Source organism: Micromonospora sp. WMMD736 (assembly GCF_049179015.1).
In the GTDB taxonomy this organism is placed as follows: Bacteria; Actinomycetota; Actinomycetes; order Mycobacteriales; family Micromonosporaceae; genus Micromonospora.
Window position 1 is genome coordinate 1,840,830 of sequence record NZ_JBMHMI010000001.1, and the last position, 26,106, is coordinate 1,866,935.

Annotated in this window: 2 protein-coding genes; both read right to left on the reverse strand. The window is 68.8% G+C overall.

All coding sequences use genetic code 11. The features are described 5' to 3' along the window. Positions 1 to 582 carry a CAP domain-containing protein gene (locus tag ACN269_RS07950; protein ID WP_421471814.1) on the reverse strand — a complete coding sequence of 194 codons (582 nt, stop codon included), beginning with the start codon at positions 580 to 582 and terminating at the stop codon, positions 1 to 3. Then, on the reverse strand, positions 563 to 26,056 hold the full coding sequence (locus ACN269_RS07955) for a toxin glutamine deamidase domain-containing protein (RefSeq protein WP_421471815.1): 25,494 nt from the start codon (positions 26,054 to 26,056) through the stop codon (positions 563 to 565). The genes ACN269_RS07950 and ACN269_RS07955 overlap by 20 nt, the downstream gene beginning before the upstream one ends. Positions 26,057 to 26,106 lie beyond the last annotated feature (50 nt).

Consider the following 26,106-nt stretch of genomic DNA (forward strand, 5'->3'; position numbering starts at 1 on the left):
TCACGCACAACCGAAGTTCTGCGTCCACAGCGGACCCCAGTCGAGGTGCACCCCGACACCGATTTCGGTGATGTCGGGGTGCAGTAGGTTGGCGCGATGCCCGGGGCTGTTCAGCCAGGCATGCACCACCTCGTGCGGCCGCCGCTGACCACCGGCGATGTTCTCGGCCGCGGGATGGGCGTAGCCGTGTGACCGCATCCGGTCGAAGGGCGTGACGCCCTCCGGGTCGTTGTGGGAGAAGAAGCCGCGCCGCGCCATGTCGATGCTGTGACGCCGCGCCGCCTGACGAAGCAGTTCGTTGACCACGAGCGGTGGCACGCGAGCCTTGACTCTGGCCTGGTTCGTCAACCGCACCACCGTGTCCTCGAGATGCGTCCGGTAGGTGTCGCGGCCAGCCTTGACCCCGGTCCGAGCGCGCGCCCCCCGGATGGAGCTGATGGCCACATAGTCGTCATCCTCCTCGTCCAGGTGGTGGAACCGCCGCGCGGCCGTCCACCACGCCCCGTCCGACGTCACCGGGACCTCGTTTCGGGCGGCCCGCATCGGCAACACCCGGCCATGGTCATCGATGGTCGCGATCAACGTCGGGTTGCCTGTCGTCGGCGATGCCGTCAGTCAGGCTGTCCGGCTCGGAATAGGGATAGACCGGGAAGAGTCCGTAAAAATCCTGAGCCAGGATCTGCGGTAGATCGCCGAAGCTGTAGTTCGACTCCAGGTCCGGATACCACTGGTCGGGGTAGGCGTCGCTCGTGGTGAATGCCTCGGGTTGCGCCTGGGGCCACCCGGTGGGCGCGGGCAGGTCCGGCCACTCCGGCGGATACCCGGTGAAATCCACGTCCGGCATCGGCACGGTCTGCTCCAGCTCATTGAGGAACGCCGCAATCTCTTCGAGATCCGCCTCCAGATCGCCGGTGACGTCAGGGAAGGTCTCCACCGGCGGCGGCACATCAGACGAACCGACGCTTGGGGCATTCGGAGGCTCGACGCCTTCGTGGGGTACGAGGTCCGCCCCACCAGCAGGCTCGTCGGCGACCGGCTCGTCGAACAACGAGTCGGTGTCGCTTGACGACCGCTCATCGTCACCGACGTCGGGGCCCACACCGTCCCGGCTGGACTCCCCACCCCGGGCGGGCGCCCCCTGGACAGGGCTGGTGGGTCCATCACCAGGCACGGCGAACCGGGAGAGGACATCCATCCCACCGGCAACGATCGGGGCCGTCGACGGCCCGGCGGATGCCGGAGCCCGCCCGGAGGGATTCTCGATCCACCACCGTGCGCCGTCCGTGCGAATCCGTTCGGATCCCAACCGACGCTGCAAACCAACCAGCCAATCGTTCACCGTCCGCTCACGGGCAAAGCCCGTGCCGCCATCGCCGAGCACCTCGATGCTTTCGTTCATGATCTGCCGGGGCGTTCGCGGCGCACCCTTGACGCCGACGAGGAACCGCAGCATCAGGAACTCTTCCGGACTCAGTGCAACGGAAAACACATCCGGGGTGAGAAGGCTCCTGCCCTGAACATCCATCGTGTTCATCAGACGCCACACATCGGCCCTCCTCGCCGTTTTCTCCCCCGGCAACGGAGCGGCGACCAGCTTATAGCCTTTAACGCCCAGATATGAGACTTCCACCTTGGGGTGCGCCATTGAGCCAAGCTTGTCCTTCAAGCCGGTAAGAACGCTGTGCACGACGTTCTTACGACCCTCACGTGATCTTCTCGCGGCGGCAGGTCCAGCCGGTTCCTCGAGCGCAGCGGCCAGTACGGGGTGGGGGATGCTGCGACCAGCTGAGGTTTCTCGGATCAGCAACTCCAGCGCTTTCGTCTGGAGGCTACTGAGCAGGACACGTCGTCGCCCCGGAGCCGAACCGGTGGGTGCCCGCCCGATGGACTTGTCGTGAGTGACCGTTCCTTCACCGGTACGGGGATCAATGGTCAGACTGATTCCGAAGGCCGCGATCGACGGTCTGCTCTGCTGTGGCGCCACGCCGGTGACCCGCGCGTCCCAGTGGGTCCCGTCGGTGCGCCGAACGTGGATCGGAGGCTGCGGCGGATGCGCCATGTGCTCGCGGTCACCAGTAAGTTCACCCTCCCCCGCTTCGTCGGCCTCCGAGTAGTGGGTGAGGATCGGCGTACCGAGCGCGTTGGCGACGAGCGGGAGGAACGCCTCCCCGTACGGACCGCCCCATTCGTTGTCCCAGCGATCGACGGCGTCGGCGAGGCCCACGGGCGTGAATGCGTCCTCGGGGGCCCACATCTGCGCTTGTCTGATCGGGCCGTCGGTAAAGGCCGGATCGAGGTTGAACGCCCTCGGATCGCGGATCATACGAGCGAGCCGAGCGGCGACCGCCTTCACCACACCAGTCAACTCGGGGTCCGTGCTGGCACGCTCCGCGACGCCGGGCTCGTGGTGGTGTTCGGCGACGTTCGACAGCCACACGGCGGCGCGCTCATCGTCGGCGGCCACCCTCCGGCCCTGCTCGGTGGGGTCCGGTCGGCGCAGCAACTCCGCGAACCGTCCAGGCGCGGATATGACGGTGGAGTTGAGGACACACCACCCGTCACGCGGCACGGCGACCGTCCGAATTCCCACCGAACCTGACCTGTCGACTACGCCGGTGCCCGACGACGATCCAGGAAGCGGACCGGACACCTGCGGTGCCCCGTCGTTGACGAGGGGGCCGCCCGTGGTGAACGACTGCGGCTGCGCCTCGGATCGGGCGATGGCCCCGGGCAGGTCAGACGACACCTGCGGGTGTCCGATGGAATCCACGCCTGACATCGGCACGTCACCGTCGGTTCTCGGCAGTTGATCGACGAACGCGACGATCTCGTCCACCGTCATGGAAGGTGCGTCATCACCGGTGCCGCCGTGCGGTAACGGATCTGCCCGACCGGACGGCGCATCGTCACTCGGCGCGGCCACACCGGAGGAGATATCGGCGCCACGGGCGGTGACCGGCCCCGATGGGGACCCCGTCGCAGCCGGGGCCGGCAAGGAGGGCCGCTCGACCCACCAGTCCTTGCCGTCCGTAAAGACCCATTCCGATCCCAGCTTCGTGCGCAACAGCCGAAGCCAACCCACCACGTCATGCTCGGTCGGGACGGTAGGCAACCCGGGAGTACCAGCCATCATGCCCATCAAGGTCGCAGGCGTAAAGCGGGCGCCCATGAAACGAGTAAGACGCGAGAACGTCTGCAACTCGCCCCAATTCAAGAACGCTTGCCTCCTGGCACCAGCGGAGTCGACCGGAACATGAACAAAGACACCTTCAACAGTCGTGCCATTGATCTTGAGTCCCGACCCGGAAATGGCTACCCGAGCCCGCCCCAAGCGCGTTCGGCCATCGTCTTCGACGGGCACCACCGGGTTGTGCGCGGCGACCGGCCCTGCGGCATCGTTGGTGTGCACACTGTCCGCTGCGGTACCGGCCGACGCCACCGGCATGACGAACGACCCCGGCGCTACGGGCACCGTTGACGCCGCAGCCCCATTGGCAGCGAACTCGGCCGGCACAAAGTACCTTCCCGCGCGGGGAGTATCGCCGGGTCGCAGCTCGTAGTTGCCGCCATGGTGCTCAATCTGAAAATCACCAGCTCTTTCGAGCGTACGCCTCAGTTGGGTCAGCACACGGTGCCTCTTGGCTGGGGTGACCTCCGCATTCAGGCTCGCCGTCAGGATCGCCGCATCGATCGCACTGGCAGCCACCAAGCGCTTCGCGGAGGAAGCCGCCATCAGCATCGCCAGTACTACCGCCTCCTGGCGCGCGAACCGAGTCGGGCGCGGCGCCGCCGATCCGGTGGGATCGTTGGCGACCACGTAGTTGTCTCTACCGAAGGTGAGCCGGAGACCCGTCCGGTGATCCTCCACCACCTCCGAGGCGGCCGCCAGACGCCAGCCGAGATGATGGGTCGCCATGATCCAGGGACGACCGTGGGGCAGCAGTTCAAGTTTCTTCCGCAGCGAGAACATGGTGGTAAATGCATCCTGAGTGCTGTCGTCCCTGCGACGCCACTCTCCAACGATCTTCTCGACGTCTTCGTGCCTGACGTGATTCTCTGCGCCGTCCGTGCCCGGTTCGGCAGCGGCGATCATCAGTTCCCTAAGCACCGACGCCTCTGCTGGCGACAGCGGGATCGAACGATGTGGTGCCGTCGCTCCGGATTCATCGTCAAGGCTGACTGCTCCATCGCCGGTCTCCTGGTCGATGGTGAGGGTGAATCCCTTGGCTTTCCATGCCACGAACCGGGTGTCACCCTGCGGGTTGGGCGGCGGGATCGAGGGAACCGGCCCGGACACGCCGGACGGACCGGCAACGGGTGGGTTGGCGCCCTGGGGTGCCGTGGGGGGCGGTGCGGCGTCACTGGCCGCGCGCCGATGGGGTGCCCCACCAAACAGTCCGGGCACCTCCCCGTGCTCGACGTGGTCGACGATCCACGCCGCCACCGAACGACGGGGCCGCCTGGGAAGTCCCGGACGATCTGCGAGCACCGTCCGGACAATGTCCGAGACCCTCTGGACGGTCAGGTCACGGTCGCGGCCGTCGTGGGGCAACCGGGCCCGCACCTCGGCAATCAGGTCAGCGTTGACGACCACCCCGTTCACCACCTGCCGAGGCAGCGCTTGGTCCCGCGCCTGCTCACCAGCGGTGCGCTGCGGGGGATGCTGGGTTTCCGCGGTCGTGTCGACGGTGCCGGTGGGACGAGACGGGGCGTGCCCGGTCGACGTGCCGGTGACGTGCGGGGAGGACGGTTCTCGGGCGCTCGCCGCCGCGCGATCGGGCCGCAACTGCGACGACAGGTCCCGAGTGAGCCGTTGTGCATGCTCGATGAGCGCCGTGACGTCCAGGGACGTGGACTGCAGGCCATTCAGCCTCTGTGACAGCCGCTCAAGTGCCTGACGGGCCGCGTTGACGCGCTGCCCCGCCACGGTCGAGCCGGCCGTGCCCGCCGCCTCATGCATACCGACAAGGACGGTGGCGATTCCCTTCGCGTCCAACAGCGAAGGCTGGTCCTCGGAGCTGCCCAGCCCGGGCAGCTTCTCGATACCGCGCACGGTGCTGATCAGCCGCTCGAGGTGCTTCCCGGAACCGGTCTCGGGCCACCAGGCCAACGCTGCCTCGAGGTGCTTCAGGTACGTCGCCCGGTCGGCGGCAGCGCTGTCCCCGGCCGCAGCCCACTCCGTCCGCACCTCGTTCACGACGTCCTCGCGGACGAACGTGGTGCCGTCCGGCGTCGCCGGCTCGATCGCGCGAATGACCCCGCCGGACCGGCTGACCCTGGTCAACGGCGCGATGCCCTCATTCTCCTGGGCCAGCCACATCTGGGTGAGGTAGCGGACCGCGATGGGGCTGCGTGGATCGTCAGACGGACCTTCGGAGCCCATCAGCCCGGGATCGTCGGTCCGACGTGGCATGCGTTCGAGCGCTGGGCGATCTGGGTCGCTCCAGGCTGGTCGGCCCGGCACGGCGACGGCGAAGAGCCGGACCTCGTTCGCGCCTGCTCCCAGGTTGCGCCAGGAGGCGTATTCGTCGCTGAGGCCCACCAGATGCAGCATCTCGTGCAACAGGGTGCTTTGGATGGTCGTATCGAGCGCCTCCTGTCCGGCGTCGGCGTCCATCCAGCTTCGGCGTTCTAGAAGGCTCACCGGCCAGGTTGCGGAGTTTGCGACGGCGTCGTCCTGCATCCTCAGCGGCACGTGGATGACCTGCAGCGCGTCGGAGCTCCTGCGGGTGAACTGCACCTGGAGATGGAACTGGTCGCCCGCGACGTCGGGTGTCGACGGATCGGATGGCCCTGCGGGCAACCGCAACAGCTCGTTCATCTGCCGTACCGCCCGCTGCGCGTGCCACTTCAGGTCCGCGACGTCCTGCTGTGTCACACCCTCCCCGGGGTGCAGGAACAGCCGTAGCCGGAAGACACGAACCTCCGTCGTGCGTACGGGACCGCCTTTCGCGCCGTGGTCGGACACCTCCACCCGGGCCACGTCATAGGCCGTCTGAGCCGACGCCCTGCCCAGCATCCTCCGTTGGCCGATGGGATCGGTCACCTCCACGACCTCGGGCCGGACCGTACGGAACGACTCAGGCGGCAACGCCTCGGCGATGTCATCCACACCCCGGGCCGGCGACAGTGGGGCATGACCTGGACGTTCAGGTCGGCCGGCCCGCCACCATCCGTCGTCGTCGAGAACACGCACGCGGCTGCGGTTCCAGGTACTCAGGTAATCCTGTACCGGTGCGCTCTCGTCCCTGATCGGTGGCTGCAGAGGTGGTGGCGTGACCTTGATCAGAAGTGGCGGTTGTTCCACGGACCCGACCGGCGCGCGCCGTCCCTCGACATCGAAGCGGACGGTCCGCACCACGGCCTCGACGTCGGCGGGCGAAGCCGGGTCGGTCACGGCAGGCGTCGACTCCGCCCTGAGGGTTTCGCGTACGGCAGCAGCAAGTTCCTGCCGGAAGAGCTGCTGAAGCCTGCGGGCACTGCTGAGGACAGCGAGCTGCGCGCCGGGCTGGTACTGCCCGATGACAACGACCTCGGGTCTGCTGAGCGCGTCCGGCTCTGCTCCGGCCGTCGCGCCGGCTTGCGCGTGCGCCCGGACGGCAAGCTGCGCGACCTCGCCGACGACCTTCCGGACCGACGTCAACACCTCCTGCGGCGGGTCGCCCTGCCAGGGACGCACTTCGGTCGTCACCGGGTTCGACGTCCGCTCATCCGGGGTGCGCGGCACCGATGACCAGACGTTGATTCGGGTGAACTTCTCCGATTCCGACGGCAGGACTGCCGTCTCGACGCCGATGGACGCCACGACGACCTGGAACTCGGCCTCGGAGTAGTCGCCTCTCCCCCGGCGACGGAACTGCGCATCGACAGAGCGGGGAAGGATGCGCGAGAACTCCGCCACCATGGCATCCACATTCGTACGAACGCTGTCGTCGCGGTCGTCGGAGGAAGCGCCCAGCCCGGTGAACGTGACCAGCGAATCACGTACCGCGTCGCCCTTTGCCGCCTGGTAATTTCTCACCGCGGCTGCCGCCATCACATCAGCCACCGTCTGCACAGTGGCCGCGGCCCTCGGCGGGAGCGCGCCCCCCGACCTTGCCCTGGGTGTCGAAAACGGGGGCACTTCAAAGAAGACAGGTTCCCAGCCGGAGAGCCTCAACATGAGGCCAGCCGGCTCGCCCTGCGCCGAACTCTCGTGGGTCACCCGCACCCTCACCCGCGGGGCCAACGCTGAGCCTTTTCGCTGTGCCCATCGGGTCAGATGCAGGTTGAGTTCGCGGTGAAGGACAGCCTCCAGCCATTCGCCTCGGGTTCGAAGCGCCAACTCTTCGCCATTGGCCGTGCGGATCGTGCGGACGGGCAGGTTCAGGTAGGTGCCGGCAAGTTCCACCGTCAGGTGTGAGCCGTTCTCGTCCGGGCCACCGGGCCACAGCGAATCCAGTACCAGATCACTTGTCGCCGTGGTCACCCAGTTCCTGATCGCCCTCAGCGTCCCTTCCCCTACCGCACCCGGTTCCAGATCCGACTCAGGCGGGATCCGCGTGGAACTGTCGCGGTAGATGTCAACGGCGACCCGCCTGCTCAGGACGTCGTCATCGAGCGCGCCGGCATTTCGCGCAACCACCCTGCGCGCCCGCGCAATACGGGCTCGACTCACCGGTTTGCGCTGGAGGCCAGCGAGGTGGCCGTTCACCGACTCGACGGTGTCTCGGGACAGGTCGAACGCATCGTCGACCAGCTCCGGATCCGCCATGTCTGCCCTGAGCTTCCGGATGGCCGGCTCAGGAGCCGCCACCATCGTGTCCGGTAGGACCGGCCGGAGCCCACGCGGGGTCTGCACCAGGACCACCGTCGGCGTATCGGGATCAGCCGACTCTCCGAAGCGAATCAGGGAACCGTCCGGACGAACCACCACGACCGCCATCGAATGAGCGATGGAGATCAGGACCGGCACCAGGGCCTCGGCCTCCGGCCCCCGCAACACCTCGGCCAGGTCGGCGTCCGCGGGCAATCCGACGTCGGTCGGCGACAGACCAATGTCGGCGAAGCGGCTTCGCATGAATTCCCGGTGATCCCCGACATCCTGCACGCCGGCCGCGTTCAACACCGAGTTCAGGTCATCCTCGACCAGGAAGACCGACGGCACGAATCTCCACCCCTGCCAACGCAGCCGGGTGGCCTGCGCCGCCGTCACCAGGTCCGCGTCCTGCGGCACTCGGACCTGCGCCACGGACAACGGCCCGTCGGCCCGCAACGGCATCCAGGGCATCTCGGTCGGCCTGTTGGCCCGTTCATCCGGTGCCGAGCGGGAGATCTCCAGCAGTTCGACCCGCACCAACCCGGCGTCGTCGTCCCACTTGGCGGAATGGATCTCGTAGCTGGCGCGCGGGTCCAGCGACACCGGCCCGGCTCCCTCGGGCAGCGACGCCAGGGGGTGTACGACAAGCGCGATGTTGTCGTCGCCCGCGGTCAGCTCTGCCTCGGCCCGGTACGCCCTCGTCGCGGGAAGCTGGACCCGCAGGCCCTCGATCGGGTCGCCGAACTCCCCCACCCGCGTGGTGAGGTAGACAGCCGGACCGTCCACCGACGCGACGGGCGGGCTCGGCATCTCGACAAGGAGGGGCTCTCCGGACGTGGACGCGTCCCGCGAGAGGTCGGCGGTGCTGTCGTCGCTCTGAGCCGCCGAAGGGATCGACGATTCCGACGCCGAACCTGCCACCGGCCCCAGTCCGGCAGCGTCGCTGCCGAGGTCGGAGAGGTGTTCCTCGGCGTCGGCGCGGCGGCTTCCACCAGGCAACCCGGGCAGGTAACCGAACGTGATGTGCTGGGCCGCCCAGTACGCCAGCTGGTGCTCGGGCGTCGGCCCCGGCCTCGCCGATCTGACCGCGGCACGTGCCGCCGCGATCCGAGCTGGGCCTACCGGGGGATGCCGCAGGCTCGCCAGGTGACGATTGACCTGGCGTACGAAGTCGGCGTCGGGGATTCCTTCCGGAACATCGGCCCGTTGCTGCACATCCGACGCCTCGGGCATGCCCCGGCGACCGCGCACGGACTCGAGTTGGGACGACAGGGCCTGCGCGAAATGCCGTGCCTGCCGCAGGTGTTCCTCGACGTCCGGCGACTGCGGTACGTGCCGCAGGTCGTTGGACAGATCGTCAAGCGCCCGAAGAGCCATGTCGATGCGGTCCAGACCCCGGCCCGTCAGGGTCCGACCGGTTGCGACCGCCGCCTCGTGGACGCCGACCAGCACGTCGGCGATGTCCTGCAGGTCAAGCAACGAAGACCCGTCGGGGCCGCCCAGCCCGAGCCGCGCCTCGACACCGCGCACCGCGGTGAACAACCCGTCCAGCCGATCTCCGGACCTCGTACCCAACCACCACCTGGTCGCGCTCGCGACCCGCGCCAGGTGGTTACGCCGATCCTGGGAAGCGACGACGCCCGCGGGAACCGCCAGCCCGGACCGCAGATCGTTCACGAATTCGTCACGGTCGAGCCCGTTCTGGAGATCGCGTGTCCGCACTGCCTGATCGGGGATGTCGAACTGCCGGAGCCGATGCTCCGCATCAAGATTCAGCGCCAGTCCATCGGCCAGGATCGCCGGCGGCGGCTGCGCGTCATCCACCACGTCCGTGATATCGACGAACCGACCTGGGGAATCTGCGGGAACATCCCCATCAATCAGGTAGATCCGACCGTCCTCCTCCCGGACCACCAGGAAGAGACGACCCTCACCATCTGGCGGCGTCACCAGCACCATCGTCACCGCCCCGGCAGCCAGCGACTGAAGGTCCGCCAGCGAGGCGGTGGTGACACCAGCCTGCAGAGCTCCGGGCGGCGCGCCCAGGCTCGTTAGAGATCGCCCTATCCGCCAGAGATCGTCTGCCATCGACCTCTCGTCGAACGCGACAGGTGGTAGCGACTCGCTGACCATGTCCGAGATGGCATGTGCAGGGGTGTCGGTACCGTCCGGCACGCCCACCTCGTATGCCGGGGGCTCGTCTCCGCGCAGGGTGACGATGTAACGCGAGCGCTCCCCAGCGGCAGGCGCGATCGAGATCAGATCACGCGCCAACGCCGCGGTGTCGAGCACGTAGAGGCCCGGCCTGCCGGGAGGGACAGCTACATACCGCACGGGGATCGTGATGCTGACACCGGAGAACTGACTGGACAGTCTCTCCGGAGAGAAGTGGCTGTCGCGGGCGGCGAAGCTGGGGACCACGGCCGCCCGGGGCGAGGTACGAAGCCACTGCTCCACCTGCCCTGCGTCGACCTCCAGGCGGACGGTCACCACACTGACCGTCGGGCGCTCACCCTCGAAGAACGCGCGGCGCGCCACTGCGACGTCCGGCGGCTCCACTTCCCCCAGTACGAACGCATTCAACGCCGAGTCGAAATCAGGCGACTCCTCGCGAGCCGCCCTGTGCACCATCGTCGGAAGATTGTCGGGCTCGTCCCCGCGGACCGGCCCGCCACCGGGCCGCCGGAGCGTCCACCACCACCGCCACCCTGGCTCGACCGTGTCGCCGTCGCGATCTCGCGTCCAATCCTGCCACTCCCGATGCGACGTCAGCACCATCGCATGGCGGGAGAGGTCAGTGACGAAGGGAGCCAGGCGCGCCCCGTGGACGGACCGGAACGGCTGGATCAACACCACGATCGGGGGTGTCCCGGCCGGGTCAGCCATCAGACGCCGGCGGTATTCGTCGGCGGTAAGCCAGGTCGCGTCCCCTGAATCGCGCGGCGCGGCGTTCCGAATCCTCGTACCATCGGCGCTCAACTCACCCGGCTCGACGACGAGGCGCTCCTCGACGGACGGCGCGAGGTAGTCGAGGTTGAAGTCGGCCATCGACGTGGGCATCCGCACGATGACCAGACCGTCGTCGAACTGGTTCACCCAGACCGGTACGGACCGAAGGCGCCCTTCGCTCTGCGCCCTCTCCCTCGTGCCGTGCAGAACGAACACGTCCCGAGAGGGGCGGTCGGCAGTGGCGCGGAGCCGATAGACCGGCGCGACAAGACCCGGCCCGACCCGAACCGACACCGTGCGCCCGTCCGCTGGCACCACCGGCAGTACTCGCCCGTCCCGCAGCCAGCCCCGCACCTCGCCGAGCACGGCAGAGCTGGGCAGACCCGCCGGCAGCGGCACCCGCACCTCGGCCAGGACGCTGGTCGGGACCGCTGAAGAACCGGCCGATCCGTACGACGGCGGAGGTGGCGGATCCCAGACCGAATCCCATCCCAACCGCGCCTGCACCAGACTTGCCAGGGTCAGGTCACTGAACCCGATCCCCTCGCCCTCCAGGCGTCGGCGCAGCAACGCCGGCACGTCGACAGCGGCATCGCTCACCATCATCACCGAGTGGCGCGGCGAAACGGTTGGCTCCCCAGGGCCGTGGTCGAGGTACGGCCGCCAGACCACCAGCTGCCCGACGTACGATCCGATGACCAGCCCTGCCGGCGTCGGCTGTCCCCAGAACTGCCGGTCGACGATCTCGGCCTGCAGTCTCCTTCCGAATCGTTCTACCGCGTTCTCCGGGCCGTGCAACATCAGCACGAGGACAGGCAGACCCCTCGTGCCCGCGTCTGCGTCGTCGTCGGCGCTCAGCTGGAAGACGTCCCGGTTCGCCAGCTGATCGAGGAGACGTTCCGCGGTCAGCGAACCACCGTTCGCGTGCGACCCCAGCAATACCGCTCCGCCGGGTTGCTCGCGCACCGCGGCGCCGACCAGGACCACGTCGTCGGGCACCCCATCAGGTGCCACGAACGCCCGCTGCCCCTCGGTCTCGAACGGCGGCGGCACGACCCAGACGCGGCTACCCACACGACGCAGCGGCTGACTCGACGCAGCCTTTCCGGGCACCGACCGCGCCTCGTCGGCTGAACTGCCAACCAACCCCGCCACTGGAGCGTCACCGGGAGCCGTGGACCTTGCGGCCGCATCCCAGTCCGGCCACCGCACAAGGGCTTCGTCGGTATCGTCGGCGGAGGTCTCCGCCGCGTCGGCCAGGGTCGTCAGCACATCGACGTCGTCGAACTCGGCCAGCACGGACCCGGCCGGCATGGCCGGGTCAGGACGGAGGCGGACAATCAGCGAGCCCTGGACGAATTGTCGACCGTCTTCTTCGCTGTAGGCGAGGCCCGAGGACGACGCCAGTTCCTGAAGCCGCCGCTCAGCCTGGGTCTGAATCCACTGCTGCACCGTGCGAGCCAGGCCGGACTCGTCGACCAGGGCATCGCCGCGTGCGGGCTCGCCGGCCGGCTGCTCGCCGACCTGGGACCGGTGGTACGTGATATCCAGGTTCAGTTGCCCACCGCGTAGGCGATGCCGCCATCCGTACTCGACAAGTGGCCGCACGCGCGACGCGAGGGCATCGGCCGAGGCCATGGTCAGCAGAGGTCTGCTGCCGCCGGCAGAGTTTCCCGTCTCGAATCGCACAATGGTTCCGGCGCTCGGGGCCGATGGGGAGTCCACTCCGACATCGTCCGAACTGTCGGACATCGGGACATCGTCGTCGGTGTCCGACGGCGAAGAGACCGCCCGGAAGTCGACGAATACCGGCCCGACCGGCACGTCCGGATCAGCATGGGAAACGCCGAACACATCCTCCGACAACGCCGCAGCCACATCACGGGCGTCCACGCCGGGGTCGAGCTCACCGGAGGACAGCGCCAGATCTTCGATCTGCCGCTGGACCTCCTGCACGATCCATCGCTCGACAACCTGTGAGTGGGTCGTTCGTCCGGGCTCCTGGGTCGACGGATGGTAGTAGTAGTGCAGCGTCGGCGCGGCTTCCTGCTCGTCACGGTCGCGCCACATCTGCTCGGCGAGTCGACGCACCGGCCGGACGAGGGCATCCTCGGCCTCGGCGGGGACCACCAGCCTGCCCTCGGCAACGCGGAGTTCCACCCGCACGACGGCATCGTCGCTCTGATCCGAGTCGGAATCCGGCACCGGCGAGGTTGTTCCCGAGGACGACTGTCCGCTGCCGCTACCGCTACCGCTGGCCTGAGGGATGCCGCCGAGGAGCGGGTAAATGCGTCCCGTCAGGATGTGGATCGCGGTCTTCTCCGCTACCTCGGCCTGGAGCCTGCGCCCCACAAGTTGGTCGTCCACCGTCCGGGCGTGATTCGCCACCGTCTGCGCATCCACCGTCGCCGGATACCCGAGCCGACGCAGGTGCGCATGTACCTCGGCCACGAATGCAGCGTCTCTGAGCGGCACGTTCGTCGACGGCACCGGAAGAGCCCGCGGCGGTGGCACGGGAAGACTGCGCGGTGTCGGCACCGGCGGCGTCGGCCGTGGCGGCGGCGGCAGACGCCTCGGCGCCCTCGCCTCAGACGAGGGCCCACCACTCCCGCCCGTCACGTACGACGAGACGTCGTTGCCCCCGGAGGCCGCGACCACACCCATGACCGGCAACGGATACGGCAGCCGCCCCAGAGCCGAGCGCTGCTGCGCCTGTCGCCTGCGCTCGCTGTCACTGCTCAGCGCGGAACCCGTCGTCACGCCACCCGTGACAGGCGGGACAGACGTTCCAGTCCCGCCTGGCTGCGGCGGCAACGGCCGCACCGCGCCCGACCCACGGGACGGGGCAACCTGTTGCCTCGGACCACCCGAAGGCACTCGATCGGCCATCTCGCGCTGATGCCGGAGCCCACGAATATGATCGACGAACTCGCGCCGATGAACGTCGATCTCGGCCGGCGTCACCTCAGGACGCCGGAAGTTGCGAACTTCGTAGATTACCGAACTCTCCAGGCGCCGCTGGTTGTTGTCGAGACGAAGAAAGGCGCGTTCATTGTTGTTCAACCCGACGGCCTGATATTGCGTCACGATTACGCCGGGGTCGCCAAGAAGCGCATTATCGAGATAATCACCGACGGTGAACCTCTCGTGCGGTACCACTGCGCCGAGAACACGATCACCCCTGATCGCCCTGGGCCTCGCCGAGTAATTCGCACGGAGGGAGTGGTCAAGTTCTGTACGATGCTCGGTGAAATCGGCGACGAAAGCAGCCTTGATCGAATCAGCTTGAGATTCCAGGTAGGCGCGGATCTCAGCTCGCTGTCCAGCCCTGATCACCATAAGCGGGTTCCGCGCGCCAACCGCGAGCAGGTTTTTGGTGAGACCGTAAGAATGATAGTTCGCATCCACAGTCAAGGCTGCGGTATGCGTGTAGGTGTGCACCATGAACGACCAGAGCGCTGACACACCAGGAACGCCCAGGTGTCTCTCCACATCGCCCGGCGGCACGCCGAGGTAGCCAGCAGTGACCTTGCGACCAAATTCCATGCCAGCTTCCAAAAGCTGCCGTTGAATCGGCATGAAGGTACGGTCGTCCTCCAGAAGCCACCGCACGAAGCCGAGACCGTCGTCGAGCGGAACACCGACGGTCCACTGCACGTAGACGCGGTCAGTCGGGTGAGCCGTGAACAACTGAACGCCCTTGCCCATTTCGGTGATGACCCAACCGTCGTCGGAAGGGTAGACATCCTCGATCGGCAAGCCCGGCATGCCCTGTGCCTTCCGGTTCAGCCGGGGCGCTCCGAATGTCCGGGACAGAGCTTCCCGATACTCGGAATAGACGTCGGACCAGCTCGCTCTTCCCGCGTCACCTGCGGTAACCATCGTCGGACTTGTGACGGTCTCGATGATCCAGAAATCTTCCCACGCACCGCGACGCATCCGGAGACCCGAATCGTCATCCAGGAAAGGATCTTCGTAGAGCAGGCCATCCGTTTCGTCAACGAAGAATTGACGCTTGTCCACCGTTGCTTCTATGTCATAGAAGGACTCGACGCCCGGGCCTGATTTCCTCCTCGCCAACACGGTACCGGTGTGCGGCAGGTCCGCACCCGGAGGGAAGATGACGGCGGTGTTCTCCTCACCCTCCAGACCGATGGCCCCCGCCGCACCGTCCAACTCCGACGATGCGACCCGATCCGAGTTGCCCGGCTCGGGGATGCCCCTGGTCAGCGGAAGGAAGATCCACTCGTTGTAGCCCTCCGGCACCTGGGCCAGGCCACCCCGCTGTCCGTCGAGGAAGACGACCGCACCCTGATGCCGAACCACGTTGAAGGCATGTGCCGTCGTGGCACCGCCGCCCGGCGTCGAGGCGCGCACCAACACGATCCCCCGCGCGCCGTCCCCGGCCCGCTCCATCGCCGCCCGGATCGACCCCGGGTCCGTTCGGAAGGCCGGCGGATGAACCTCGTCCGACAGACCGAGCCGCTGCCGCTGATAGTTCACCAGGTCGGCCTCGGGTTGCTCCGAGTCGATCGGCGCCAGAACCCGGGCCGACTCTCGGTAGCTCATGTCCGACACCAGTGCGGTCAGGACACAGTTCGTACGCGAGTCCTGCGGGTTCACCGAATCCAGCCAGTCGAACGCCTGACGCGCCGCCGCGTCATCACGAACCGTCGGTGTCCCCGCGACGAAGTCGCCGGTCGAGGGCAGCGCCCCCGTGACCTGGTCACCGTGCGCGTCGACCACCAGCACCCGTGCCACGGCCGGGGATTCCGGATGCTCCGACCGGTCCAGCTGGGGACGGGCCTCGGGCAGGTCCACCCGGACGATCGCGCCGTCCGAGGTGTGGTGTACGGCGAAGCCGTGCTCGCTGCCGTCCCGCCGCGTCGACACCACGAACGCCGTGCCACCTGGCCCCGCGTTCCGTACTGCCGCGTCGACCGCCGCCCAGGACGGCGTACGACTCCACTGCTCGGTGTTTTGGAACGCCGGCGCCGGGCCGGGCAGCGACGACACTCCCGCCGGATACCGCTCTGCGGCCAGGGCGTCCAGCCGGCTCAGTGCGGACGCCCCGACCCCCACCCGCGCCGACGCCGCGGTGAGCGGCCTCGACGACGGCGACCGGGAGCCGGATGCGTCGGCCGGGCCGGAGGAGTGGTGCTCGACCTCGTACTCGAAAGCGTCGCCCGCATCGAACACGACCTCGGAAGCATCGTCGGCCCCCTGGATCGGGTGCGGCCCGACCGGCGGGGTCTGCCGGCGGTCCACTCCGAGCACGTGGCTGACGACGCTATCGGACGGGTTCGGGTGGCGCAGCGTGCCGTAGGCGTAGCCGAGTTCCTGCGACAGCGCTCTGGCGGCGTCCTCGCCGTTGGCGTGGAACTCGGCGGCGAGGAGCGTGGTGAACAGATCGATCAGCGCGAACTGGCTGATCTGCCGGTCGGTGGGGTTGTGCGTCACCAGCGGACGCTGGTGGTCGATCGCCACCTGGAACCTCGCCCAGGCGATCGCGTCGCGGTACGCGTCGGTGCGGTGCCCCACCAGGTCGAGGTAGGTCCGGGAGGACACGAGTTGTTCCCCGTGCGACTGCCGCAGCCGGACCTGATCCCTGGTGCTGCTGTCCACCCAGTCCGATGCCGAGTCGGGGCTGAGCTCGGCGATGAGCGCGTCCGGCGTGGTGACCGACGCGTCGACGACGGGATGTCCGAGCGCCGCACCGACGAGCCTCGTCGCGAAGACCACACAGTTGCTGTTCAGCAGGTGGTAGTTCGCGTCGGAGCCCTCCGCCGCGAACAGGTACGCATCCCGGAGTTGTTGCGCGTTGATGCGGTAGGTGCCGAGAACCCGGGCATGCCGGGCCGACACGTAACCCCCGTCATCGTGGATCGCGCCCTTCGCACCGAAGAAGCCCTCGTTCGGATAGAACCCGAGGGCCACCTGGGCTCCGTCCGGAAGCCTGATCGCGACCACCGCGTGCCCCGGACTGATCGGTACGTCGTTGGCCACCATCCGAGACGGTGCGGCCAACAGGACAAGCTCGATGTCATCGGCCGGACTTTCGATCTCGCGCTCGGCATGCTCTCGCAACGGCCGAGCGAGATCGATGAACTTCTCCACCCAATCCTGGGACTGGGAGCCGTCGAACGCGAGTTCCCCGCTCGGCGGGGGAAGCAGGGTGAAGTTGCGGAGCGTGCCGTAGTTCCGCCCCAGGCGTTGGGACACCTGCACCGCCGCGCTCTCACCGTTGGCGACGTACTCCGCCGCCACCAGCGCGGCGAACGAGTCGAGCAATCCGAACTGGGCGCGCTGGCTGTCGGTGGTGAGCTGCCCCTGCCCCACCACGGGACGCTGATGGTCGAGCGCCACCTGGTGACGGGCCCAGGACAGGGCCGCGCTCCCCCGCTCGCCACTGGATGCCAGGGAGCCTCGGGCGAACGCCAACCTCGTCGTGTCCGAACCATCCAGACTGGTGACCGGGTTCGCCGCATCGGACCACGTCCGGCTGGAGTGCTGCGTCATCGACGTGACGAACTCCGGCACCGAGGCGTCCATCGAGGCGTCGGTGATCCGATGACCCACCGATGCCTTCGCGAACCTCCGTACGAACTCCGGGTTGCCCTCCAGCAGCGAGCTCATCCACAGATCGGAGTTCTCGAAGCTGAACAGGACCGCGTCCATCAGCTGCGCCGGGCTGACCCGGATCGTCGCGAGCACCCTCGACGACGGGTCGAGGAGGAAACTTCCCGAGGAATCCAGGCCGAAGCTGACCGGCTCGACCCGACCCGGCACCCGAACCTCCGCCCACACCCGATCGCCGGACGCCATGAGCACAAGATCAGCTTCTGGTCGGGTGACTTCCGCCCCCACCCGCTGCAGATACTCCTGCAACGGCCGGACCCGCTCCGCCATCAATTCCAGCGCGTCATCCGCGTTCCGCATCCGGTGCCCGACCGCGCTCGCGGCGGGCCTGGACGGCGGCGGCGACGATTCGCCGCGCTGCCCGCGTACGCCGACGTCGAAGGTGAGCCAGTCCCCGGTGAGCATGTTCGACCCGTCCGGCCTGGCGATGTTCGCGGTCAGGGGCAGGAAGTCGACGGTCAACTCGCTGCCGCTGGGCAGCCGGGCCGGCCGACCCGACTGCCCGTCCAGGAAGTACACCGAGCCGTTGGCGTCGCGCACCACGTTGAACACGTGGGCGGTCTCCTTCGGGGACTTCCGCACCACCACCAACCCACGGGCCGCACCCTCCGGAGCGCTGCTCAGTGCCTTCCGCACCGACGAGATGTCACGGACCCGGTAGATCCGCCCCTCGGCGTCCTTCCCGATCGCGAGTTGCTGACGCTGATAGTTCAACAGGTCCTGGGCGGGCAACGGGGTGGTGCCACTGGCCTGATGTGGCACGCCCTCCCGCAGCGACAGGTCCGTCGCGATGGCGGTGATCACGCAGTTCGTCGCGAACACGTCTGCCCGCTCGCGTTCCGGATTCACCTTCGGCAACCACGGGTACGCCGACCGGACGTCCGCATCACTCGGATTGCCGTTGATCTTCCTGCTGAATCCCGAGTGCAGCCAACCGTGACCGACCTGCCCCCTACCCCAGTCGGCGGGGCTGGTCATCTCGTGCGCCTCGGTCGCGTGCGGTAGGGCACCTCGTCCGCTGCGCGTCTGCGCGTCGGTGGTCCGGCCCTGGCGTCGGCCGAAGGTGGTCATGTGCTGCGGGTTGCGCTTGGTGAGGCGTCGTGGCCGTGCCGGTGCGCTGGGAGTCGCCTGCGCGGTGGCGGACGGGGGGTTGATGGGCGTCGTGAACGACCAGTAGTGGGTGAGCCTCTGCCGCAACCCGGGCGGGTTGCGCCGGATGCTGCTGGTGGCCTCGGTGAGGACCCGGGCCAGCTCGTTCGGGTCGGCCAGGACGGTCGGGTTGACCTTCAGCGTGTACGGCGTGCGGTCCTTCCTACCCCCGTCGTCGGGGCGGTGGGTGATGCTGGCGTGCGGCACCGAAGCGTCGGCGGTGACGGTGATCGTCGCGGAGAGGGAGCCCTCCACGCGGACGTGCAGCCGGTCGTCGGCGAGCACGTCGTACCAGATCCGGTTTCTGGTCGGGGGTTGTTCGACCTGGCCGATCGCGGACCAGAGCTGTTCGCGTTGCGTGGTCCGCTGCTTGATGATCGCGTCGCGTGGTGCTGCGGTGGCGGTGTCCTGGTCGTTCAGGCGGATACCGCGCAGCTCGTCGAGGTGCGTGTCGCCGACGGCGTTCCGGGCGTGGTGGGTACGGAGGTTGTCCACCACGGCCTGCCAGCGGGCCGCTGAGCCCGGCTGTTCGGTGCGGAGTCCCAGTTCGTCGAGCAGGACGGCGAGTTCGGCGCGGAGCCGATCGGGGTCGAGGTCCTCGCGGGCCGTGTTGCGGGGGTTGGTGCTGGCGTCGAGGTCGGTGAGGATCTCGTTGAGCCGGGTCACCGCGGCCCGATCGGTGGCGGTGGGCCGCACGATGGCGGGGGGCCTACCGCCGCCGTCGCGGGGTTGACCGTCGACCGGCTCGGCGCGGCGGGTGAGCATGCGCAGCGGCTCGCCGGTGTGCCCGATGTCCGCGATGCGGGAGCTGAGTCGGCGGAGGCCGACCGTGGCCGACCGGCCCAGACCGATCACGTACGACTGTGACGCGTCGCCGAAGCGGTAGACGATGTTCCTGCTGCGGTCGGGCGTCGGGATGGTGACGGGGACGATCTTTTTGTTCTCGGCTACCGCCTGGGTGCCGTACTGGGTGATGTTGTCGACGAACTCGTCAGTGGTCCAGGGGAGACGGTTGACCTGCTCCTGGGCGGCTCTCTGACGGACGACCTGTCGGTAGAGGGGTTCGTTGACGCGCACGAAGGTCTCGCCGGCGGCGGTGGCGGCCTGGGCGGCGACACCCGTCGCGATCAGCGCGGGGACGACCGGGCCGGTGGCGAGGAAGCCCACCCCGGCGGCGACGCCGTACCCGACGCTCTGCCCGACCATCGCCGGGATGTGCTTGTAGCTCAGTTGGTGGAACCACCAGGCTTCCTTCGGCCGGCCGATACCCCGGTTGATCTCCTTCTGGTGGCGGACCAGGGCGGCCGTCTCGGAGAGACGCTGCCAGTCCGGGCGTTGGGTCGCGTCAGGCATCGGGAGCAGTTCGACGTCGGTCCTGCCCTCGGCCATCGCGCGCAGCAGTCTGCTGGTCTCGCGCAACTGGTAGCGGGCGTCCCAGGCGGCCAGCGCGACGGCGTCACGGAACTCGATGTCCTTGGCCAGGCTCCACCCCGCGCCGTAGCCGATACCCCGCAGCGCCGCGCCGATGATGCTGGTGTCGGCGAGCCCGACCGCGTTACCCAGCACATGCGCCAACGTCACCGACGGAATCTGGGCCCCGGCGTGCTGCACCCCGACGCGGGTGGCGTTGTGCCACACCTGCGGACGGCCGTCGGGCACCCCACGATCGATCAGGTCGTAGCTCTGCGATGCCGGCGACGAGGGCCGGAACGTCTCCAAGAACCGCTTCGCCAGCGACCGCCGCGTGTGCAGATCGCCGATCTTGTTGTTGACCTCCGCCTCGATGGACTTGTCCATCGCGTCCAGCTCGGCGGCCAGGTCGGTCAGCTGCTGCCGGGACGTCCCGTCCAGATCGTCCGGCACGTCCCGCCGACGGGCCTCGACCCACCGCTCGTACATCTCCCGGGTGTGGTGGTACGCCATTTCGGCCCACATGTTGCGCCGATGGTCCGGGGTGTGCTTACGGTAGTGATCGAATCTGCCCTTCGCCTCCGCTTCCGGCCGATCGAACACCCAGTCCGAACCGGCACCGGCCACCAGGCTCTGCCCGGCCTGCATGCCCAGCGCGGCGGCCCCGATCTCCCAGTTGCCGGTCAAGCCACCGGTCATCAGCAACGCCGCCGTCGAACTCGTGCTCGCCGCCGGGAACCGCTTCGTCAACTGCGGCGTCGGCAGGCCGAACCCCGGCGCGCTGTACCGACCCGCCGGACCGGCCTTCGGCGCGACGAGGGTGGCCTTCGGCGGCCCACCACCGGCGGCGATGTTCGCCGCCGCACCATCGGAGTACGCCTGAGTAGCGTTGAACACCGTGGCGCTGACCGCGCTGTTCGCGATCAGGCCGGGCGCCCGACCCGCCAACACACCAGCGGTCGCCGTCTGCAGGACGGTGGCCGTCGCCCAGCCGCGGCGCACCACATGCTCGACCAGTGGCGGCTTGTCCGACAACGGACCCTGGACACGGATCCCCTCCCGCCGGCCGACCACTGCGGCGACCTGCTGCCGGACCTCCTCACTCAACCCGGCAGGGCGCCGTCGACCCTGCTGGTCCTGCTGCTGGCCCTGCTGGTCGCGCTGGTCCTGGGTGCCGATCGGTAGCTGCCGGAGCTGCGTGTCGATCCGGCTCCACTCACCACGAACGACCCGGCCGGCGCCGGTCAGCCAGCCGGTGGACGTCTTCACCCACCGCTTCGCCCGCCGCAACCCGAACCGCCGGCCCTGGAAGTACAGCCGACGCACCGCCTCGTGCTGCGCCAACAACGACCGCGCCCGCAGGTCCTCCGGGCTGGTCTGCGGGAACGTCCGCCGATACGCCCACCGCGTCAGCTCGCCGGCCACCCCGATGGCAATCGACGCCTCGCTGGCGTCACCGCGCACCCGCAGCTCCGGCTCGCCGTTGACCGACACGACCTCGACGCTCGTATGGGTCGGCAGATCCCACTCACCCGGATCGACCACCCGCACCGGTATCCGTTGGATGTCGGCCGCGATGACCTTTTGCGAGCCCTCCGGCGGCGCACCCACCGACAGCACGCCGTCCTGTAGTTCACCCACCTGAAGAATGCCCGGCTGCGCGGGGCCCGGCTGCGCGACGAAGCTGCGCACCGCCCGGTCCACGCTGCCCAACACCTCCGACGTGCCGGTCGTGGACCGCACGTGCAGCATCAGCTGCTCCGCCACGCCGGTGGGCACGTCGTGCCGGGCCAGGTCGCGCAGCACCACCTCGCCGCGATGCGCGCCACCGTGCAGATCCCGCAGGGCGCCCGCATCCCGCAACCGGCCCGCCGCGTCCACGAGCTCCTTGTGCGGACGCTGTGCCCCGTTCGATACGCCCCGCAGCTCGGCAGAGAGCACCCGGAGTTGCTCCCGCTCCGCCTCGCTCGGCGCGTGCCGCCACCGGGACGCCGTACTACCAGCCTCGAACCGACCGGGCTTGCTCCTCTTCCAGCCTCCGGCGATCACGGCAGCGTCCGCCGTCGGCGCCGCAGGGTCTGCTGCCGGGGTCACGGCAGCGTCCGTCGCCGGTACCGCGGGGTCTGCTGGCGGTGTTACGGAGTCCGTGGCCGGGGTGGCTGGGGCTTGGTCGACCGGGCCGGGCCGGGCGGGTGTCGGTGACAGCGGGTGCTGCTCGACCACGCTTGGACCTGGCTCCGGCAGATCGGCGGGGTCAGTGGCAGGACGCCGCGAGGTGCTCGTGGCGTCGCCCAGGCTCACCACGGGCGGGTCGGGCTCCGTCACGGGGCCGCCAGCCCCGGACACTCCGGCAACCTGAACGGTGCTCGGTTCTTCAGCCGTGACGTGCCGGAACGACCCACGCTCGGCGGCCGCCAGGGCAAGGCCGTCATCGACCCGCCCCATCAGGTCGGTCAACGACGCGTCCGGGTGCGACGTCGGGCCGCCCCCGTGCATCGCATCGCGCAACGACGCCAATCGGTCCCGAACGTTGTCGAGCTGCGCCCACCAGAGCCCGGTGTCCGCGGCGGGGTCCAGGTTGTTGACCGCCGCCATCGCGCCGCGCGCCGCGTCGACCTGGTTCCGCAGGAACGGGTTCCTGATCGGTTCGAAGGGGTTGTTGACCCGCGCATCGAGCCAGGGCTGGACGAGGCCCCGGGTGTCCGCCTGGAGACCACCCACGAACCGGGTCCGTTGCCGCAGATCCAGAACACGAGCCGAACCACGCGGCTGCGGAACATTGGCGGTCAACGGCAGGAAGTCGATCGTGTAATCACCCTTGGGCAGACGGGCCGCGCGGCCCGTCTGCCCATCCAGGAAGTACACCGTGCCGTCCGCTCGTCGCGACACGTTGAACACGTGCGCGGTCCCGGCCGGAGAGGTCGTCTGCACCACCACGAGGCCCCGCGGAGCCGGCCATCGGCCCCACCGGGCGTGCTTGGCCGGTACGACAGCGCTCTTCATCGCCTCCCGGACCGACCCGATGTGCGAGACGCGGTACCTGACCGCATCGGCGTCGTCGGCGAGCCCGAGCTGCTGACGTTGATAGTTGAGCAGGTCCCCCAGTGGCAACGCCGTGGTGCCACTAGCCTTGTGCCCGCGACCCGTCTGCAAGGACATGTCCGTCGCGATCGCGGTAACCACGCAGTTCGTCTCGAAGACCGCATCGACCTTGCGATCCGGACGCCACCAGACGTTGCGTGGATTCACCTTCTGCAACCACGGGTACGCCTTCCTGACCTCGGAGTCCGACGGATTCCGGTGAATCTTGCTGGCGAACACCGCATCGCCCGACGCGCGACCGACCGGCGCATCACCGGCCGTCGCAGGCATGTCCATCGGGTGTGGGCCCCGCGCGTAAGGCACGTGCCCGAAGTCACCACGCGCCTGCGCGTCGGCCCGCCGCACGTCGACCCGCCGCGAATCGCCCTGCCGTGAACCGGAGCGGCGCTGGGCGGCTGGTTGGGGACCGCGACCCGGCTGGGTCCTGGTCCCATCGCCGCCCACCGACGCACCGGAGCCGCTACCCGGCCCACCCGCCTGCCGGCGCACCGCACCCTGGCCGACCACACCGGGAACAGCCTGACGCCGCGGTGTGCCCGCCGTCGGCAGGTTCGTCACCGGTGCGACAACCGGCTCGGGCGTCGCTCTGGTCCCGGCCGGCATCACCACCGGCGATGCGCCATCGGTCGGGCGGATGGGAAGCTGACCCAACTCATTGGTATCGGTGAAGACCACGAACTTCGTGGCGAAGACCGCCGGCGGGTCACCGGGCCCACGCCAGCCCGACAGGTCGAACTCCGTACGAACGGCCGCCTTCTTCCGCACCGTCTCGACCTGCACGAACCGGCCATCCTCGAGGCGCTCCACGAGGACGAAACGCACCGGCTCACGCCTGCTCTTCTGCGTGTCCTGCGTCCAGACGGCGGTCACCGAGCCCGGACGCAACCGCTCCAGATCACCCAGCGCACCACTGCGCCAGTCACCACCCAACTGGCGGGCGACCGCCGTGGACTCGTCCGAGCTTTGCTCAGCGGTAGCGCTGTCGCGTTCACCCCGCACTCGGGCCAGGACGCCCCGCACCCGCCCCGCGCTCGTGTACGACGACTTACCAGAACTGCCGGCCCGTACGGTCGGGGCATCCAACAACCCCGCCGACCGCCGTCCCACGTTCATCCGCGCCGGCACCGACACACCGGCGGAGGGGGACTGCGTCGCTCCCGGCGTCCGCACCACGTCCGCCACCGCCGCACTCGACGCGCCCGGAACACCCGAGACCGTCATCGGCCCCGACACCGGCCGCCCAGCAGCCGACGAATCCACCCCGGACCCGGTCTGCGAACCCGGCTGCCCGCTACCCGCCGTACTCGGCTGCGGACCGACCTGGGTTCCGACCTGGGTCCCGACCTGGGTCCCGACCTGGGTCCCGACCTGCGGACCTGATGGTCCACCGGGCTGCGGACCAACGGTCGTACCCGACTGAGGGCCTACCTGCGTAGCCGGCGGCATGCCCGGCTGCGAGCCGGCCTGCACCGCCGGCGGCATGCCCGGCTGCGAGCCGGCCTGCACCGCCGGCGGCATGCCCGGCTGGGTGCCGACCTGCACGACCGGCGGCACGCCCGCCAGCGGGCCAACCTCGGTGCCGGCCTGCGTGTGGGGCGTGTCGACACCGGGCGGTACGGTGCCGCCGGTCGTGGGGGTGTCCGTCGATCCATCCGAGGTCTCACCCCGGGTCGCGGTTCCCGGGCCACCCGTGCCCGCCCCAGCCGTCCCGGTACCAGTCGTCCCAGTGCCGCCCGTGCCCGCACCGCCTGCGCCAGCCGTCCCGGTACCACCGGTCCCGGTGCCGCCCGTGCCCGCACCAACCGACCCGGTGCCGCCCGTCCCGGTGCCGCCCGTGCCCGCACCAACCGACCCAGGGCCGCCCGTTCCAGTGCCACCCGTCCCGGTGCCGCCCGTGCCCGCACCGGCTGCTCCGGCCCCGACGCCCGTACCGGCACCGGGATCAGCCGCGGAATACGCCGGAGGTGGCAGCTCGTACCCCGGCGGTGGCGGCTCGTACGCCGGCACCGGATCGAGGTCCGGGTTCGTGGGTGGGGTCGTGGCCGGGGGCGGCGTGCTCGACGTCTTCGGCGGACCGTCGTCCCTTGTCCCACCACCGGCGAGCGCGTCCCTGCCGGCGCCGATGCCGCCGAAGGTCAGGTTGTTCAGGATGGACGACACCGCGGTCGGCGCCAGGATGTTGGTGTCGATCTGGCCGTTCATGATGCCACCGACGATCACCTCGGTGGCGACCTCCTCGCCCGCGTTGCCGGCCAGACCAGCTCCGGCTCCGAGCGCCTTACCGCCCTTGCCACCCGGGAGGTGCGAGGTGATGCTCTTCCCGCCGACGTTCGTGTCACGACCCAGCCGGCGCAGCCCCGACCCGCCGAGCCCGAACAACCCGCCGACCAGACTCTCCAACGCGCCCGACGCCGCCGCGTCTCCGGTGTTCTTGTTGTTCCACCCCCGCTGGTACTTCTTGGTCCGGTTCATCAACTGCGCGAACACGTCGACCAACAACTCGTAGAGGATGTTGAAGGCTGCGGTCAGGCTCGCCTTCGCCGCGAGCTGCATGAACAACTTGAAGAGACCCTGGCGAATTGCCGGAGCTTTCGCCAGCCACTCCAGAAGTACGGCCGGATTGATCCAGAACAGCTTGAGTGCGACGATCAACTCGAAGAGGAGCAGGGCCGTGATCGCCATGACCGTAATGATCACGTAGTTGAACAGCGCCGAGAACTGATGCATCATCTGCGCCATCGTGCGCACATATTCCGGAGCCAGTCCCAGCGACTCCGCCACATCTTCGGACGAATCGACGAAAGCCTCTTCCGCCTGCCCCATCACTCCGGAACGGATCGTCCGCACCGCGTCGATGAACTCGAGGCTCGCGTCGTCCAGAGAATCTGCGACCTGGTGCAACTCCTGCGCCAGCGTATAGAAGCGCTCCGGCTGCAGGCCGGGAAGTTCCTCACCGTAGAACCACTTGAAGAACTCCGCCAGGTCCTCAGAACTCTGAAAAGCAGGCACTGCTTCAACCTCTCACCCTGCGGCGATGGGGCTGCGCCAGTCGATGGCCC